Raw genomic sequence first — 17,238 nt, 5'->3', positions numbered from 1 at the left:
GTTTCCATTCCTCTTAGATTCGATTGAAACCGTTTTGTCTGAGTACTGTAATCTTTTTGAACTTGGGTTTCCATTCCTCTTAGATTCGATTGAAACTACGGCGTTTTTAAGATTATAAAGTTAGTTAGGATAGGTTTCCATTCCTCTTAGATTCGATTGAAACGAGAAATCATTTGAGGTATACGGTGAAATCGAAGGGATGTTTCCATTCCTCTTAGATTCGATTGAAACCTTTTTGCGTGAAAGGGAAGGCAGATTGTGTTTAAAGTTTCCATTCCTCTTAGATTCGATTGAAACAGTTTTCAAAAAGATCAAAGATCAGAAGGTTTATTTGTTTCCATTCCTCTTAGATTCGATTGAAACGATAAGAAGACTTGAAATAAGTGAATTCATTGCATAGGTTTCCATTCCTCTTAGATTCGATTGAAACCGACATGCGATCGCTTTTTCTTTTTGTGTGCCGAGAGTTTCCATTCCTCTTAGATTCGATTGAAACTAGATAAGATGATAAGTAACCTGTTGATACAGGAATCGTTTCCATTCCTCTTAGATTCGATTGAAACTGGATATATAAATATAGTCCATTGCAGCAATAACTAGTTTCCATTCCTCTTAGATTCGATTGAAACCTGTGTCTTTTGTAATCTGCATAACACCAGCAGCTGTGTTTCCATTCCTCTTAGATTCGATTGAAACATGACAAATGGATCAAGCCATGTATGTACTTCGAGTGTTTCCATTCCTCTTAGATTCGATTGAAACTAAAAATGAACTTGCACAGTATCAAGCTAATTTGCAGGTTTCCATTCCTCTTAGATTCGATTGAAACCAACACCTACAACACCAATCTCTTTACCATCTTTGGTTTCCATTCCTCTTAGATTCGATTGAAACTATTTTTAAAGTCGACATTACCGAGTATGTTCATATGTTTCCATTCCTCTTAGATTCGATTGAAACTATTGGAACAATTAATGATGGTGTTGGTATTAAATTGTTTCCATTCCTCTTAGATTCGATTGAAACTGGGAACGATGGGGATATTCGTGAATTTTTGATCTACGTTTCCATTCCTCTTAGATTCGATTGAAACTTAATTATTATTTTATTGTGTCAAAAGTTCCCGAAGTTTCCATTCCTCTTAGATTCGATTGAAACGTATTGGTACATCCCCCACCACTTTCATACAAAATAGTTTCCATTCCTCTTAGATTCGATTGAAACATTACTCTTGGCTAACCTTACCAGATCCCAGAATGTGGTTTCCATTCCTCTTAGATTCGATTGAAACCGATATTTATTTTTATGCGGTTATCGAGATACCCATGTTTCCATTCCTCTTAGATTCGATTGAAAAGTACCAGTCTGCTCATCATTGCAGGAAAGGGGATGGTTTCCATTCCTCTTAGATTCGATTGAAACAATGGAGGGGTGAAGGATGGAATTAAAAAAGATTTACATGTTTCCATTCCTCTTAGATTCGATTGAAACGTATGAAAGAAACATTAGTAAAACTTATCGAAAAATGTTTCCATTCCTCTTAGATTCGATTGAAACTAATATTGCATTGGATGAGGATGCAGAGATTTGGTTGTTTCCATTCCTCTTAGATTCGATTGAAACTTTGTACCGTAGTGATACAAATAAACTGCAATCTTAGTTTCCATTCCTCTTAGATTCGATTGAAACTGGAAAAACTTGCAATTGGTATACTGACAAGTGCAGGTTTCCATTCCTCTTAGATTCGATTGAAACCTGCTCCAGCTGCTATACAATCAGCTGTTACTGCATGTTTCCATTCCTCTTAGATTCGATTGAAACTTGCGATGTCGATATCGCAAAACTGCACCAAAAGAGGTTTCCATTCCTCTTAGATTCGATTGAAACCCATATCTTTCAATATAGATCTTAACCCTTTATGTGGGTAGTTGTCAACATGTTTCCATTTTTGTTATGTTTGACTGAATTTTATCCTGCGTGATTTCAGGGTTACAGCATTTCTGATCTGGCTGAAAAACCCCCCTATGTTTTTCATTTATCTTGGGTTTGCGTTCAATCAAGCTGTTTTTCGATTTTTTGTTAACATAAAACGTAGTATATTGTGAAAATTCACAAACTTTGTGTTTTCAACTATAGAAAAACATTATAATGACATTTATTGCAAGAAAAATCACGATATTTCACAAGTAATAATTAATCTAACATTTTATCGTTTTTTTCTTTATCAAAAGGCACAATCTTAAAAGAGTACGAGGTTCAGTGGTAATATATTACTTCACTATTAATTTGTTATTACACAGCATGAGATCTATGTTCAGATGATCATTGTTGCTACATTTCTCTCAAAACCGGTTAGCTCATCATACCAGTATTTCAGATTGTCTTTTGTTATAATTACAAAGCTGTTTTCAATTATCAAAGGTCCATTTAGTTCTTGCTTCTGTATGGGGACACTTATCATATACATAGCCATTTGGCGCATCAGTTTCTTGATCTTTGCCAATTTTTCGAATTTTTCAAGGTTGCTGCTTTTGATGATTCTGTTAAGTTCTTCTCTTAGCTTTACTGCGTGATCATCGTATTCAACAAAGATAGTCACAGTTTGGTATTTTTCCTCAATCAGATGAAATCGAGTGATAATTTCATCGAATGAAAGAGATTTTATGAGTTCTAGCAAATTTTCCTTGTCTGTGTTACCTCTAACTGTGATTGATTGAAAGTACCTGTTCACCAGATTTTGAAAATCCCGTTCTTCATATATTTCTTTTTCCAAGATCACATCTTTCGTTATGTTTAATAAAAATGAATCATACACACGTGATGCAAGGCTTCTGTTGTTTTCTTCTTCTATGACTCTGTATATATGCACCTCTCCAAGTTGATTTTCCATTGTCCTGTTACATCTGCCAGATGCCTGTATTATACTGTCCAGTGGTGCGTAGTCTCGGATCACTTTGTGAAAGGATATGTCTATTCCGGCTTCAATCACCTGAGTGCTTACACACACAGCTGGCTCGGTCTGGATCTGTTTGAGTTTTCTTATTCTTTCCATTCTATGTTTTGGGATGACGTTGGATGAAAGATAGAACAGGTTTTTATGCTTGAGTTTTTCATACAGATGTTTGAAGAGTTCTTTTGATTCTTTGATGGTGTTGACTATTACCAGCAATTTTTTGTTTTCTTTCAATGTTTCTCTTGCAGTTGTTTCAACGATTTCAAAGAATTCTGTGTATTTTATGTCTCCATGAAAATGTATTTTTGTTCTGTTTAGTTTGTCGCTGTAGTTGTTTTTAACGATGTTTACAGTGTTTTTCAGCATCATCGGCTGAGTTGCTGTTGACAGAATTACAGTTGTATTGAACTGTGTTAACTGGTTTAGGATCTGTGAAATTGGTTCCCAATATTTGTGCGGTATCGATTGTACTTCGTCCAGAATGATTACTGAATTCAAGAGTTTATAAAAGAATGGCACTCTTTTGTTTGTAAAAATCGACTCGAACAAAGCGACAAAGGTTGTTACTACTATTTGTGATTGCCAGTTTTCGACAAGAACTCGTTGTATCGAAGGCTGTTCATAGCTTTTCTTTAAATATTCATAATCAGCCAAGTGATGGTATGGAAGTACAGTGGTGGCATCGTAGTCGGTGTTTTCAAGGATTTTATCCAGTAACTCGGTTGTCTGATCTATTATGTTTATAAATGGCAGTGCATAGACTATCACTGAGTTTTCGTCTGCCCTTGAAAGAGCTATTTTTATGTTTGCCAGTGTTTTTCCCAGACCGGTCGGTGCTGTGATAGATAGAATTCTGTCGTTGACTTCTTTAATCGAACGGTCAATCTCCTGGTGAAATTGCTGTCGCAATGAATAAAGCGGGTTGTCTTTTGGAATCTTTTTTGTGTAATCTTCAACCAGTTCTATTGTTAGTTTCGGGGTTGTTTTTACAACCAGATCTTTTAATGCTGCATCTTCGTGATCAGAGCTTGTCAGGATCGACATCAGTGTATGCAACAGGATATAATCTTTCAATGTAAAATCAGTGCTGAATGTCAGTTTTGCGATTTGTTTGGCTGCTTTTTCATGAATTTTTTCTATGTCCTGTGGTTTGGGTAGTTCAATGTTTATCTTTGATTCAAACCATTTGATGAAAGTTTTTGGGATAGACTGGAACTGGTTTTTTAGCTGGTTCAGGTTTTCGTCTACAAATTCAAAATTTCTGAGATTTTCATGATGATTTCTGATTACAAAGTATCCAAAGCTGGCAAGTTTAGTATCGAATCCAGATTTTACCAGAATATCATAGGCTATCAAAGAGGAAAGAGGGGCGTGTGTCGTGCGCCCCTTTTCAGAATGAAGGATGTAATTTTGAAATTCCATAGTTGCTTTTGCAAAGTCATGGCATAGTGAACAAAGCTCGACCAATTTTAAGGCTTTTTCTTTTTCCATTTCAAATGGTTCCCAGCGTATCCTTTCGGCTTTTTCTAAAGCTCTTTTTGCTGTACCCAAAAGATGATCTTGTAGTGATCTGTCAGGATGAGATTTCAGTCCATCCAGCATATGTTTTCTCCCAGCTCGTTTATGGTGTAAATTGGTTCTGCATACTGCAATATTTTGATTGGTTTTGCATTTTTTTCAACCCAGTAAGAAATAAAAGCCGTTGGTCTTCGTTCATCGTCCATGTTTAGTACCATTCTTTCTTTGATCAGTACCTGTTCGCTTTGTGGAATCACCTTTATGCCCTGTGTGACTTTTATTATCGTGTTTAGATCTACTGGCAATGTTGCTGGGATTGCTTCAAACACTCCGACGTATTTGAAGTCCACGATCATCTGTGCCTGACCAAGATAAGGTGTGAAGACACTCAGTTTGTTCTGTAAATGATATTTGAGTTGTTCGAATTTTTCGAACTCTGATATGTATATTCTGTAAACTGGATCTTTTATCAATTCTAAGAGGATCTGTGTTCTTTGATTGTGACCTGGTCTGGTGTCCAGGTAGTTTGTGGCTAAATTGATTTTTCTAATCGGATTCATTACCCTTACAGCGATATGAGCTATGTCAAAAATTCTCAGGTGCTCACTGCTGGCGCTTGATTTGTTTTCAATTCCAAGAATGGCACCCAGCAAGCCGCATATAGCGGTTCTTGGCGGAAAGCAGTAGGACGTTGAGCTGGTCGTGGTGTAGCTTCTTCTGAATAGTGCATATTTTCCAAATACATCAAAGACCAGTACTTTCATGGCAAATCACTGCCTGAATGTTCATTTTCGATAGCGTTTCTTTGAGATCTACCGGTTCACCGTTTTTGACAAGTTTCAATCTTTCATCCTGCCTGTATTCGATCTTTTCTATTTTTTCTTTGTTCTGGTTTATTTTCTCTAAAAGCATTTCTATTTCAACCGCTATTTCCGATATGTCCCTGATGCTTTTTTCTTCAAGGTTAGTTTGAAGTTTTATATACGAATCCAGTTCACCTATGTGGTAGTTGATACCTTCTTTGTAAACAATTCTCATCAGTAGTCTTGGATTGTGCTCCATTTTTGAGCGAGTGATCAGGTTCTTTGTGCCATTCCACATGGCTTTGAGAAGCTTTTGAACATCTTCTTCAGTTGCATTGGTTATCTTCGCTGTGTTTTCATTTGCAACACCGTAAAAGCATATCAGGGCATAGGGTAATAGGTATTCTTCTCTGAAGCTTCTTTGTTGCGCTCCAGCTTGGCTTGTGAATGCTGCCGTTCCCTGCTGAAAAACAACCTTTACTGCATGTAAGGAGGTGCCTGGTCTGAACTGTACCGGTCCTGTGTAAGATGTGTCGCCCTGTTTTGAAATCGGAATCACAGCACCAAATAGTCTGACATCTATGCATTTCAGTGCGTCTTCTTTTTTTGTGATTCCAAGTTCTTCACGGCGTTTGTTTGGATCAACTGCTTCACCAGATACCCATATTGTTTCACCCCAGGATTGCCATTCATCTCTGATCGTTCTTTTGAGTCTGACATCACTCACGATGCATTTTTCTGTTTCTTCATCGATTCTTGGTTTGTTTTCATCCAGTGGATCTCCATTTGGATTCGCCCATTTGACATCGTACAGAAACAAAATTTCAGACCTATTCTTCATTTTCCTCAACCTCCTCGACTTTGAAAGGTTCTTTGTTTGAATAAGCCAGACCAAGTGTGAAAACAAAATTCAGTTCATCAATGCTGGCATTCTGCTTGGCAGATTCTAAGTAATATTGAGCGGCGCATTTCATGAGAAAATCAACTCTCTGTCCGTAGCTGTCATATTGCTGGAGCTTGTTCCGGATTTCTGCCAAAAGGCTCTGGATGTCCTGCATGTTCATTTTTAGCCCCTTCAGTTTTTTGAAAAACGGGACAGCTTTTCTTTTAACATACTGAATCGATAAGACTTTTCCTGCAAGCACTCCTGTCAGAAAGACTGCTTTTTTCCATGACTCGTTGAAAAATTCCGGGTACTTGCCGAAAAACTCGTTCAATTCGTTGTTATCCACCAAGCCTTCCCCCTTTCTGAAGTTGAAAACTCCTATCTGGTTTAAATACAAAATGCTTGCGAAAGCCGTGTAGGTGAGTTTGCGCCATTTTGATTCATAATCCTGTATTTCCTTTCTTATTTTTCTCAAGCAGTACCAGAGAAATCTTTTTGGATTGTAATATTCTGCATAGAAAATTGATCTCACCAGCTGAAGATAATCTTTCCTTGCTTCGCTACTTGATGATGGTTTTTCATATAAATCCCACAGTAAACCAAAACTCGGCTGGGCGAGATTTTCTATACCGACTCTATTTGTTGCTTCCTGTGCGGCATTAACTAACAATCTGAGCCTTGTTGGTGAAATTTCCGTCAGGTGAAGTTCTATTCTCTGCTGGCTCTGATTTATCTGGATGAAAAGAAAATCATAGTGAACAACCTGGTCCTCATCGCTCAAAGCCCTTTCGATTTCTTTCTCTTTGCTGGCAAAATCTTTCAATTCATTTGATGCGTCTTTGATTTTGTTGATCACGCGTTTGAGAATGTAATCGTCCTGATGTATCAGTGAAGGTATCAACCAGAGCCTGTTTCCAAGAAAATTGAATGCAAGATCTGAGGTAAGAATATTTGCACCATTTTGCAGGTTTGTTTTGCACTCTTCGCAGATTGGCAGAACTTTTAAGGCGTTCTCTTTTTTCAAACTCGGGCAGAATCCGGGTTTGTCAAAGGTCGCGAATTTAAAAACCTCGTTCACAGTTGCAGAGACAACCTTTTTTTCACCACAGAAATGGCAGACACCTTCACTCCCATTTTCAACGGTTCTTTTGAGAGCTTTTTCTACAAACAGTTCTCTGAAAGATTCGAATTCTGCTGGTTTGAGTTCACTGCCATCTTTGAGAACGATAATAGTTAGATAGGTATCCTTTTCCTTCGTATTCAGGCTTTGAACGGTTTTTTCGATGTCTTGAATTATTTTTTGCTCGTTATCTTCTAACAATTTGTTAAAATCTTTTGTTTTCTCGCTTTCTTCAAAAAATCTCTTGAATTTGCGAAAAGTTTTTTGGATATTTTCTTGCAGATCTTTTGCTTCTTTGACATTTGCTTTTAGATTCACTGTTGGTGATTTTCCAGAGACCTGTCCGCCCTGATCACAGTACAGAAGTAGATGTACTTGATCTGGTCCTGGAGTTTCGATAACCTTGATGCCTTTGTATTCGACTGGGTTCAAACTGACAAGCAAAGCCAGCCCGTTTTTCTTGCTTATCTGTTTTGCAAAATTTCGGTATAGATCTGGTGGCCTCATCAATCGTCCAATTTCAATGATCTTTGTAAGCATATCTCTCACCCCCATCAATATATGAAACTGGTGATGCCTTTGTCCTGACCGAGTATTTCCAGATTGATCAGGTTTTTGTCTTTGAGAATGTAGAACCTGATAGAATCTGTTGATTTTTCAATGTTTCTCTGTAGTTCTAATTTCAATTTTTCAAATTTTGCAGTGGTGATTTCGCCTTCGAAGACGGAATTTTGTACCCAGTTCAGGTATTTTCTGCATATTTTTAAGATCTTTCCAACACGTTCCTGCTCAACATCGTAAGTGACTATCAAGTACAAAATGATCACCCAATGTATGGTTCATATTCCTCGTCTTCGAGAATGTGTTTTTCCACTTTGTAAGCTTCCATTCTTATTAAAGAGCGATAGGAGACATATCTTTTGAGTTTACTGTGCATAATGCTTTCCTTGAGCCTTTCTTCAAAAGACTGAACGAACAGTTTTTTTGCGTTTTCTTTCATCGATATGCCGCCGGTTATCTGGTGAAAATCGGTAGGTTTGATCTGTTTTCTGTTGATTAACGTGAATATCAATCTGTCTACAATGATGGGTTTAAAGATCTCTGCGATATCAAGGTTTAAGGTGAATCTGCGGTTGTTCGTTGTGTGCAAATAGCCGATTCTTGGATCTAAATGAGTTCTGTATATTTGGGAAAGTACCGTTGTGTACAACAGACTGTTGCCAAAACTCACAAGGGCATTCATTTCATTTTCTGGTGGTCTTTTGGTACGAGAATCGAATTTAAAATCGGCAGATTTTATCATCTCATCAAAACAATTGTAATAGATCTGACGGGCATTTCCTTCAAGAGCCATTAATTGTTCTACATCAGAGCACATTGTGAGATTTTCTACATGATTTCTGATTGATTGAATTTTATCGGTTAAACGATCATCATCGTTGTATTTTCTCAAAGTGTTGACGATGTTCAACAATGCACCTTTGACAAGCATTCTTGAAAGAAAGAGCCTTTTTTCTTTATCAAGGTAGTGTTCGGCTTGTTTGAGTATGACAAGACCGGAGTTTAGAAATTCTCTTGGATAATAACTTCCGACATAATACCCAAAGTGGTTGAAGAAATGGACTAAGATGTTTTTTTCAGTTAAAAACTCAAGTAATCTTTTGTTCAAATCAATCTCTGAAAAAACACATATCTCAGAGACATTTTCCACTGGAATGTGCCTTTTCCCGCTCTCGGTTTCCAGTACAATGGTGTTTTCCATGCGCCTTAAAGTTCCATTTGAAAAAATGTAAATCGGTTCTGCCATGTGATCACCTCAAGACCAGCAGAATTCTTCATAGCCACATTTAGAGCAGAAGGTTGATCTTTTCTTTTCCGGTGGCTTTGGTAGACAAACGATCTTTTCAGCCGCTTTGATAGCTTCATGCAATTGTTCTTTAGATTGTTCGTCGAGTGTAACGGTTATTTGTTTTTTCTCTTTTGGAATGAGAATTTTGCCAGTTGCATTTACTCCTCTTTTTTGCATTTCATCCAGATAATAAAGCAACTGAATTCGTGCTCCTTTAAGAAATCTTGATGATTTTTTGATTTCACCGACAATCACTATTTGTCCCTGTTCATAAATCATGTCCATTTTCATGCCGGGCAGAGATATTTCTCTTATCTGGTTAGTTCTGTAACTTTCCGTGTGTATCAACCTTCCTATTTCTATGAACGGATTGGATTGATCCGGCTCTATTTGATGAGCAATCAACCAAGCTTCTCTTTCACACACAGTTGAGCTCAACAGTACCGTGCCTGTGATCATCAAATTCACTCCTAATTGATGTTGAAAATTCTCTTTGTTGGTCTTTGCTGAAATTCTTTTTTTGAAACTTCAACCATTCCAAATCCAAGGCTGTTTCTTTCACCAAAGCCAACTTCGTAGCCCATTTTCAACAACCTTGAATCACCTTTTGCTTTGAACGGGAAAATAGATCCTTTGATCTTTATTCCTTTTATGTCTATGAGTTTTGTGATTTTGTTTCGTTTCTTTATGTATTCCCAGTCAGGCTCTATGAAGACCGTCGCATCGACTTTTTCACCGTAAAAAGCCTCATATTTTTTAACTAAATTTCTGCTCAGTATTTCTTCAAATTTTTCATCTCCCGGAAAGAGAAATTTGTGGTAGAGTTTCCCGTTTTGGTCAACAGGTGTGCTGACTACCAAAGGGGAAAGCATGAAAAACTCCATCTGTTCATCAATCTGTGGTTGTGGCAAAAGGTTAACCTCTTTTATTGGGAATACGGTCCCTTCGATTTCTATCTGTGGAATTTCAATTAAGGAAGAGAAAAAGAACATTAAAAAATCTTCGCTTATAGATGATACATACCATCTCCCTGTTGATGACCATATCAGAAGTGAATTGCCTTTTACAGCGGATTTATTGAAGAATAACTGTGAAAAAGTGAATAATCTAAATCCTTTAAAACCCTTTTCATGCAGAAAACTTTCAAAATCACTGTCTGTGTGCTTCAACCTCTTGTACACAAAACTGCACAGCTGATAATGATAATTTATTGGAATGGAACAAACTGGTGTTTTAAAAAGAATTTCTAATCTCATACCATCCCCCCAAATTCAAAGAACAGTATTTAATGCATGAAAAACAGATGTCTGGTTGGATTGTGTTTTTTAGGTTTTGAGGAACACGGGGTGTTTTCCAAGTTCATTTTATCATACCTTATCTTGTAGAAAAAATACATTCAAGCATACTGGTTTGAATAAGATTTGTCATTTTGTTGTGGTATCATGATTTGATTTTTTGAATGATTTTCCCTGAATTTGTATTCACTTTTCAAAGACCATTTTTCTTACACATATACTGATCTGGCATGAAGCCATTTTCTGACAGTTTTTCTGCTTTTTGACCGTGGAAAGTTTAATTTCAGAAAAGATCGCAGACGGGGCTATCGTCGGTACGGCTTTTAAATACGAAGGGAAATTTGAAAATCACGTGGATGAAATTTGATATTTCAAAGCTTGAATATCATTAACTCTACTTGCCACGACGATAATGGAAAACAGTCATTCATCGCAATACCATAAGTGGAATGTGCTTTCTGGTTTATTTAGCGTAAAAAACGATAAAACGAGAAAATCAGGTTGCACAGGAGGTTAACAATTTTGCTGTTTTTATGCGTGTGATAAGAAATCTGTTGCAGTATCACAATTAATCAGATGTTTAAGCATTCTGCCATCAAAAAATTTATCTTTCTAAACAGGTGATTTGATTATACTCAATGACTCGCTATTTTTTCAGAGAATGCCTTCTATCTCGCGAAAGTTTTCACTCTGTAATGGGAAAAATGAAATTTTCATTTCTTGAGAAAAAATCATCTTTAAAACTTTTGTTGTTTTTGTTCAGAGTTTTTTGCATCTGTTTGCTGAGGATTGTTCGAAACTGGCTCTACTTTTGCTCCACATTTTTCACAGTTTAGTTGTTCGTCTTCAAGTACAGCAGCTGAATAATACATCTGTCCACAGTTAGGACATCTGTAGTACAAGGCATACCCCTCCACAAATAAGCAAAAAATAAAATTAGAATATACAACTTCACAGGAAAGTCTAAATTTTATTTGTGAAGATAAATTTGTATTTAGTTCACAGATGTGTTAAGATATATGTGGATGAATGGCAGGATTTATGGTGAAATCAAAAGGACGCCGGCTATTCTTCGGCGTCCTTTTGTTGGTCACAGTTTTATACCCTCAAAGTTTTCTTTTATCACAGAGAGCAGTCTGACTGTTTCGTTAACGCTGTCGAGGACCACTTTGAGCTGTGAGAAGAAGTTTTGGATTGAGGAGCTTATTTCCTCTGCTGTTGCTGAACTTTCCTCAGATATTGCAAGCAGGTTTTGAATACTGTTGGTAATACCATTGAGACTGTTGGCTTGATTGTTCAATGTCTCTATGAGTGTGTTGAGTTTTTGAGAGATAGAAGAGATTACATTACTCGATTCTTTGTTTCTTTCAGAGCTTTCGAGTAATTTTCTGGATTGCTCTTTCATTTCATTGAATTCTGACTGGATGGTTTTCCCGAGTTTTTCAATACCAGAAGTGATTGAACTTAGAAATTCAGAGATCTTTGCCGCTGAAGCCCTGCTTTCTTCGGCGAGTTTTCTTATTTCATCTGCTACGACTGCGAAACCCCTGCCTGCTTCTCCACTTCGAGCCGCTTCTATTGCGGCGTTGAGTGCCAGAAGGTTTGTCTGTTCTGCTATACTTGAAACGGTTGAAGCAACTTCCATAATGAGACTTGCCTGGTTCTGAAGCTCTTTTCCTTCTTCTACCAGCTTGGAAAATCTCTCGCTCATTTTTACGATGCCATCTGCCGATTGTTCCACGTTACTTGCAGAGTTAACTATCAGCGAAACGGCGTCGTTCAGGGAATTGATTATCTGAGTTTGTTCAGAAATGATAGATGTTATAGTTTCGACATTGGAACTGACAGCATTTGATATTCTCTCTGTGTCATTGCTTATCTGAACAGCGGTATTTGCTATTTCGTTTGAAAGTGAGCCCATCGTGTCGAGTTGTTCTCTCATGGCATTGACCGCGGTGATAACTCTTTCAGAATAAGAATTTATTTCCTGAACATCTCCAGATATAGCCAGAAACACTTCTTTGACATTATCTACAGCCTTTGTGAGCGAACTGGAAAGGTCCGAGAATTCCTTTATTCCATCTATTGAAGTTGGATTGTCCAGGTCTTTTTTTGATACTGACTCAATAGCGCTGTTTACAGCTTTGACACCTTTTTTAAAACTGTTCATGCCCAAAAAGGAAAGGATGAAAACACCAGCCGCGCTCACAAGTGATTTGATATAGATATTTGAAGGGATGAATTTGAAAGAAATCAATGTTATTATAAATGTGTAAATCGGCAGCATCAGCACATAAACTGGTATCAACGATTTGATGAAACCGATACCAAGACCAGCTAAACCTTTGATTTTTTCAAAGTTTCCGTAACTTTTCGTGGCTTGGACTTCGACTTGCAGGTAATTTTGACCATCTGTGGTACCTTCGGAGGCTATACTGTATTTAATAGGATCGTTGAAAAACTCTGATGCTCCATCCATCAAACCCAGAAAGTACTTTTTAAAATCTCGGCGTGATTGATATCTGATAACAGCTTTTTTATCACTCAGAAGTTTGAAAAAAACTCTTGGTGGTGTTGCACCCTTGATTCTTTTGGTGAGGACTCTGTGAACTGCATCCATGGTAGCCATAAAAGACAGAAAACTTGTTTTTTTGAAATATTCCGGATAGTGTTCAAAAAAGGTTTTGAGGTTTTCTTTTCCTGTCTTGTACCAGAGTTCGTCGTAGCTCAACCCTTTCAAAGAAGCGAGATCTTTTGAAATCTCTATTGGAAGACTATCTGGTACATCTTCTACTGGACTGTAAACTTTTTCTGGATCGATACCGTGCTTTTCTCTCAATTTTCTTACGATCTCAGAACCAAAGAGTTTGCTCCAGGTTTGAAACCATACATTGACCACAAAGCCCTTCACAAGCCATCCCTCCTCAGCTTTTTCATTTGATTTCACTAAAATCGACACCAGCTAATGCCTTGAGCGCATCATGGAAGGTCACTTCTTCCTCAAAGGGTATATTTCTGGTTACTTCTTTTAATTTATCGTACACTGTTCCGTCCAGTTTTCCTTCGATTACTTCTTTTTCGATAACTGAAAATGCCTCAGAAATTGACATTGCTTCTCTGTATGGTCTGTGTTCAACAAGAGCTGAAAACACATCACAGATCTGGATTATCCTTTGAAAGATCGAAGTTTGGTCTTTTTTCAAACCTGTTGGATAACCTGTTCCATCCAGTCTCTCATGATGTGCACAAGAAATATTTGCAATATCCAAAAGTCCTGCTTTTTCTAAAATCATGTAGGCGTCTACCACGTGTTTTCTCATTATGATGAGTTCTTTTTCATCCAATCTTCCCTTTTTGTGCAGAACAGTCAAAGGTGTTTTGAGCTTACCAAGGTCGTGTAAAAATGCGGCTACACTCATCAGTCTGGCGTCTTCTTCTGATAGTATTTCTGAAGCGATCATTTTGGCAAATTTGGCAACAAGAAAGGTATGATTTCGCGTATATGGACTTCGCAGATCAAGTAATGTTGCCAATATTCGTGCTGCCTGTTCGTATTCTTCCAGAGTCAAAAACCTTTGAGAACTGAATCTGTGTTCATCATCGAGCATTTGACATATACATCTATAATCTTTTAAGATCTCCAATGTAGCTTCTTTGACGTCCTGAAGAATGCCTTCATCCTTCTGTACGGAGTCTATCATTTTTTCGAGCAGATCGACGGTCAATTCATTCTGTTCATATTTCAAAAAGGTCAAGGAGACAATATCTGCAGCTTTTATACAGTTGGCAAAGTGTATCACTTCATCGTCGTTTTCGGAAATTTTCTGGTATGGGGTATGGTGATAAAGTACACCTTTTGCGCACAACGGGCATAAAAGCTTTGTCTTCGAGCAAATCACATAGGAGATTAAGGCGTGTTTGTCGGCTTTATCAAATGTGAGGACTATTTTTTCAAGATCTGACACGTTTCTAAACATATCCACGAATAATTCGTAGTTTTCCACCGAAGCTTTCACTGCAAGACCTATGTCGTGCAGCATACCAGCAAGATAAAAACTGTCAGAGATTATGGGAAGATTCAGCATATTGGCGATTTTTCTTGCCAGCTTTGCAACCTGTAAAGAATGTTTTATGAAGTTTTTGTACTCTGAGTGGTTCATTTGACTGAAAACGCTGACAAAAGATTCCAGTGGCATTTCAACAATCAGCTTCATAGTTCACCTCATTTTATTCAAATTTCAGCAGATGATTTTTACAAAATAATTATACACAAAAAAAGAAAATCACTGAGAATTTTCAGAGGAAGCTCAAACAGACTGGTTTGAGACGCGGTCTGTTAAGTATTTGACGAGCTGATCGATCTGGTTTTTCACAGCGATGTTTCCGCTGTTGAGCAGTTCTTCTACTTTTTGTATTGTGTGCGAGACGGTTGGGTGGGATCTGTTGAACAATTCTGCGACCTGCCTGAGCGAAAGACCAAAATGGTTTTTTGCAATGAACATTCCAATTTGTCTTGCGTTGGTTACTGTCTGCTTTCTGCTCCTGCCAAGAATTTCCTGCTCAGTCACGCCAAAGGTTTTGCACAGCGCATCGATCAACTTTTCTTCTGGTAGGGCTTTTTTCACCTGAAATGATGATACATCGAGCAGTTCTACTGCTTTTTGAACGTCTACTACTTCGTTGGAAATTTGCTGGTACATGATGAGTTTTATCAGTGCACCGCGCAGTCTTCTCAGGTTGTCCGAAAAATGGTTTGCCACCAATTTCAGTACATCTTCTCTCAATTGAGCGCCTTCGAGCTGTACCATTTTATTTGCTATTTTCAAGCAGGTTTCTTCGTCTGGTTTTTCTATTTTGGCGATGACACCCATCTGGAATCGGGATATGAGTCTGTCCTGAAACTTTTCAAGCTGTTGGGGATCGCGGTCGGAACATACCACTATTTGCTTGCCACAATTGTACAGCTCGTTGAAAGTGTGAAATAACTCCGTTTGTATCCCGGATTTGCCTATCAAAAACTGTACGTCATCGAGCAATAAAACGTCGATTTTATTTCTAAATCTTTCTCTGAATTCCTGTACTTTGTTCTTTTTGATTGAGTCTACAAGTTCATTCAAGAACCTTTCACTGGTGAGGTATATCACCCTGAGATCTGGTTCGTTTTTGAACAAATAGTGTCCAATTGCCTGTATCAGGTGTGTTTTTCCAAGTCCAACACCACCGTGCAAAAATAGTGGATTATACTTTCCTGGATTTTTAGCGACTTCAAGAGCTGTGCTGTATGCGAACATGTTGTTTGGACCCACGACGAAATTTTCAAAGGTCAGAATTGGATTGAGAGGAGTGAGGATCAGGGGTCTTTTTTTCACCAAAGGCTCGTCCTGTTCGGATTCTTCCTGCGATTGGATTGGAGCATATTCTATCTGAAAATCCATTTGCTTTCCAAATAATTCACGCAGTGTTTTTGATATCAGAGAGCCATATTTTTTTTCGAGCCAGTCTCTGATGAACAGGTTTCCCACTTGGAAAACCACACGTTCAGCACCAATTTCTTTGACATCAAATGTTCCAAACCAGCTTTCCCAAACCCGACGATTGAGTTTCGATTTTAGAGATTCGATTATTTTCTCTCTCATAAAGATATGCTCCCCACGAAGCCAGATTTACACAATACCAGGCAGGTACAGATAATATTATGAACACTACATTCAAAAAGTTCAAGGAACAGAATTGTTTATCTTCTAAAAACTTTCCTATTTGTTGGCGATTTTTCTGTTAAATTAAGAAAAAGAGGCGGGTGTCCGCCTCTTTTTTCACTCTTCAACACTGATTGCGCCGGTTGGACAACTGTCTGCGGCATCCTTGGCACAATCGAGTTCAGTTTCAGGTTGAAGAACCTTTGCTTTGCCATCATCGGCAAGCTTGAAAACTTCTGGACACAGGCTTTCGCAAACTCCACAACCGATGCATGTTGCTTCATCAACTCTAACTTTCATGAGAGCACCTCCTCTAAATGTTAGGGCACAACCCAACTGTTATTATACACTCTCAAATAGGTGTGAAAGCTGTTTGTATTCAACCGGTGGATTGTAAAATCGTGGTAAAATAAAAACACTGGAGGTGTAAGTATGAAAAAAATCGTTCTTGTGTTGCTCCTGGTTCCACCCTTTGTTTTTGCGGCAACGCCAGTAGAACGACTGACCAGCGCTCTGTCAATTATCAGGGAGCTTTCAAACATACCAGATTCCGGTGCTTTTCTCGATCTTCTTCGCCAGTCTGAAGGCATAGCTATCTACCCATCTTTGATCAAAGTTGGCATTGTAATCGGTGGTCAGTACGGTGAAGGTGTGGTTTTCAAAAGAAACGTTGCATCCGGCAGATGGTTTGGTCCTCTGTTTGTGAAGCTGAGCGGTCTGAGTATAGGCGCACAGATTGGAATACAGAATGTGGGTCTGGTACTTGTGCTGATGAACGAAGATAGCGTGAAGAGTTTTACATCGAGCAATGTGACGCTCGGAGGTAATGTCAGTATTGCAGCAGGACCTATGGGAAGATCTCTTTCAGCCGATACAGATTACAAACTTCAGGCATCTATCTACTCGTATTCGGTCAGCAAAGGTTTCTTCGCAGGAGTCTCATTGCAGGGTTCTGTTGTTCAGGTTGACGAGGAAGCAAACAGGCAATTTTATGGTTCATCGATTTCGCCTCTTGATATTTTGAATTTAGAACCAAAGACAAAGGAAGCCATCGATTTAGTTAATTATCTAAACAGCTTGATTTACCTGCAACCCGGCACCTGATTTTTTTAAAGCAC

At 38.1% G+C, this 17,238-nt stretch carries 14 protein-coding genes and 1 CRISPR repeat array; of the genes, 1 reads left to right on the top strand and 13 read right to left on the bottom strand.

The window, feature by feature from the left end:
• A CRISPR array of direct repeats spans window positions 1-1,887; the repeat unit is 30 nt; unit sequence GTTTCCATTCCTCTTAGATTCGATTGAAAC.
• 427 nt (window positions 1,888-2,314) lie between these two features.
• The 13 genes from cas3 to AC4E92_RS02460 form a co-directional block, all read right to left on the bottom strand.
• Complete coding sequence (gene cas3, locus AC4E92_RS02520; protein WP_490239013.1) at window positions 2,315-4,555, bottom strand: CRISPR-associated helicase Cas3'; 2,241 nt, start codon at window positions 4,553-4,555, stop codon at window positions 2,315-2,317.
• Window positions 4,540-5,235 (bottom strand): type I-B CRISPR-associated protein Cas5b, encoded by a 696-nt coding sequence (cas5b, locus tag AC4E92_RS02515; protein ID WP_490239012.1) that lies wholly within the window; start codon window positions 5,233-5,235, stop codon window positions 4,540-4,542. Before cas5b ends, cas3 begins: the two co-directional genes overlap by 16 nt.
• The gene (gene cas7b / locus AC4E92_RS02510; protein WP_490239011.1) at window positions 5,216-6,115 is read right to left on the bottom strand and encodes a type I-B CRISPR-associated protein Cas7/Csh2; all 900 of its coding nucleotides are present in this window, start codon (window positions 6,113-6,115) and stop codon (window positions 5,216-5,218) included. Before cas7b ends, cas5b begins: the two co-directional genes overlap by 20 nt.
• Window positions 6,105-7,820, bottom strand: coding sequence for a TIGR02556 family CRISPR-associated protein (locus AC4E92_RS02505; RefSeq protein WP_490239010.1), 1,716 nt, complete (start codon window positions 7,818-7,820; stop codon window positions 6,105-6,107). Before AC4E92_RS02505 ends, cas7b begins: the two co-directional genes overlap by 11 nt.
• 14 nt (window positions 7,821-7,834) lie before the next feature.
• The gene (gene cas2, locus AC4E92_RS02500) at window positions 7,835-8,107 is read right to left on the bottom strand and encodes a CRISPR-associated endonuclease Cas2 (RefSeq protein WP_490239009.1); all 273 of its coding nucleotides are present in this window, start codon (window positions 8,105-8,107) and stop codon (window positions 7,835-7,837) included.
• Window positions 8,104-9,087 (bottom strand): type I-B CRISPR-associated endonuclease Cas1b, encoded by a 984-nt coding sequence (cas1b, locus tag AC4E92_RS02495; RefSeq protein ID WP_490239008.1) that lies wholly within the window; start codon window positions 9,085-9,087, stop codon window positions 8,104-8,106. The genes cas2 and cas1b overlap by 4 nt, the downstream gene beginning before the upstream one ends.
• 9 nt (window positions 9,088-9,096) lie before the next feature.
• Window positions 9,097-9,588 (bottom strand): CRISPR-associated protein Cas4, encoded by a 492-nt coding sequence (gene cas4 / locus AC4E92_RS02490; protein WP_490239007.1) that lies wholly within the window; start codon window positions 9,586-9,588, stop codon window positions 9,097-9,099.
• 11 nt (window positions 9,589-9,599) lie between these two features.
• Window positions 9,600-10,385 (bottom strand): CRISPR-associated endoribonuclease Cas6, encoded by a 786-nt coding sequence (gene cas6 / locus AC4E92_RS02485; protein WP_490239006.1) that lies wholly within the window; start codon window positions 10,383-10,385, stop codon window positions 9,600-9,602.
• A 776-nt stretch (window positions 10,386-11,161) separates the two neighbouring features.
• A complete protein-coding gene (locus AC4E92_RS02480; RefSeq protein ID WP_490239005.1) occupies window positions 11,162-11,326 on the bottom strand; it encodes a hypothetical protein in 165 nt (54 codons plus the stop codon).
• A 188-nt stretch (window positions 11,327-11,514) separates the two neighbouring features.
• Window positions 11,515-13,335: a heme NO-binding domain-containing protein gene (locus tag AC4E92_RS02475; protein WP_490239004.1), complete on the bottom strand. Its 1,821-nt coding sequence runs from the start codon at window positions 13,333-13,335 to the stop codon at window positions 11,515-11,517.
• A gap of 22 nt (window positions 13,336-13,357) precedes the next feature.
• Complete coding sequence (locus AC4E92_RS02470; RefSeq protein WP_490239003.1) at window positions 13,358-14,638, bottom strand: HD domain-containing phosphohydrolase; 1,281 nt, start codon at window positions 14,636-14,638, stop codon at window positions 13,358-13,360.
• A gap of 93 nt (window positions 14,639-14,731) precedes the next feature.
• Window positions 14,732-16,060: a chromosomal replication initiator protein DnaA gene (gene dnaA / locus AC4E92_RS02465; RefSeq protein WP_490239002.1), complete on the bottom strand. Its 1,329-nt coding sequence runs from the start codon at window positions 16,058-16,060 to the stop codon at window positions 14,732-14,734.
• Window positions 16,061-16,237: 177 nt separating this feature from the next.
• The gene (locus tag AC4E92_RS02460) at window positions 16,238-16,420 is read right to left on the bottom strand and encodes a ferredoxin (protein ID WP_041083937.1); all 183 of its coding nucleotides are present in this window, start codon (window positions 16,418-16,420) and stop codon (window positions 16,238-16,240) included.
• Window positions 16,421-16,552: 132 nt separating this feature from the next.
• Here AC4E92_RS02460 and AC4E92_RS02455 point away from each other — a divergent pair, with 132 nt between their 5' ends.
• The gene (locus AC4E92_RS02455; RefSeq protein WP_490239001.1) at window positions 16,553-17,224 is read left to right on the top strand and encodes a lipid-binding SYLF domain-containing protein; all 672 of its coding nucleotides are present in this window, start codon (window positions 16,553-16,555) and stop codon (window positions 17,222-17,224) included.
• Window positions 17,225-17,238: the final 14 nt, after the last annotated feature.

Origin of the sequence: Pseudothermotoga sp., from assembly GCF_031962025.1 — a bacterium.
GTDB lineage: Bacteria > Thermotogota > Thermotogae > Thermotogales > DSM-5069 > Pseudothermotoga_B.
This window is presented reverse-complemented; position numbering and strand designations above follow the sequence as displayed.

Excerpts from the sequence above, each read along its gene's own strand:
- AC4E92_RS02460 (WP_041083937.1), bottom strand. The coding sequence starts at position 16,420 with ATGAAAGTTAGAGTTGATGAAGCAACATGCATCGGTTGTGGAGTTTGC.
- cas7b (WP_490239011.1), bottom strand. The coding sequence starts at position 6,115 with ATGAAGAATAGGTCTGAAATTTTGTTTCTGTACGATGTCAAATGGGCG.
- cas4 (WP_490239007.1), bottom strand. The coding sequence starts at position 9,588 with ATGATCACAGGCACGGTACTGTTGAGCTCAACTGTGTGTGAAAGAGAA.
- AC4E92_RS02470 (WP_490239003.1), bottom strand. The coding sequence starts at position 14,638 with ATGAAGCTGATTGTTGAAATGCCACTGGAATCTTTTGTCAGCGTTTTC.
- AC4E92_RS02455 (WP_490239001.1), top strand. The coding sequence starts at position 16,553 with ATGAAAAAAATCGTTCTTGTGTTGCTCCTGGTTCCACCCTTTGTTTTT.
- AC4E92_RS02505 (WP_490239010.1), bottom strand. The coding sequence starts at position 7,820 with ATGCTTACAAAGATCATTGAAATTGGACGATTGATGAGGCCACCAGAT.
- dnaA (WP_490239002.1), bottom strand. The coding sequence starts at position 16,060 with ATGAGAGAGAAAATAATCGAATCTCTAAAATCGAAACTCAATCGTCGG.
- cas5b (WP_490239012.1), bottom strand. The coding sequence starts at position 5,235 with ATGAAAGTACTGGTCTTTGATGTATTTGGAAAATATGCACTATTCAGA.
- cas3 (WP_490239013.1), bottom strand. The coding sequence starts at position 4,555 with ATGCTGGATGGACTGAAATCTCATCCTGACAGATCACTACAAGATCAT.
- cas6 (WP_490239006.1), bottom strand. The coding sequence starts at position 10,385 with ATGAGATTAGAAATTCTTTTTAAAACACCAGTTTGTTCCATTCCAATA.
- cas1b (WP_490239008.1), bottom strand. The coding sequence starts at position 9,087 with ATGGCAGAACCGATTTACATTTTTTCAAATGGAACTTTAAGGCGCATG.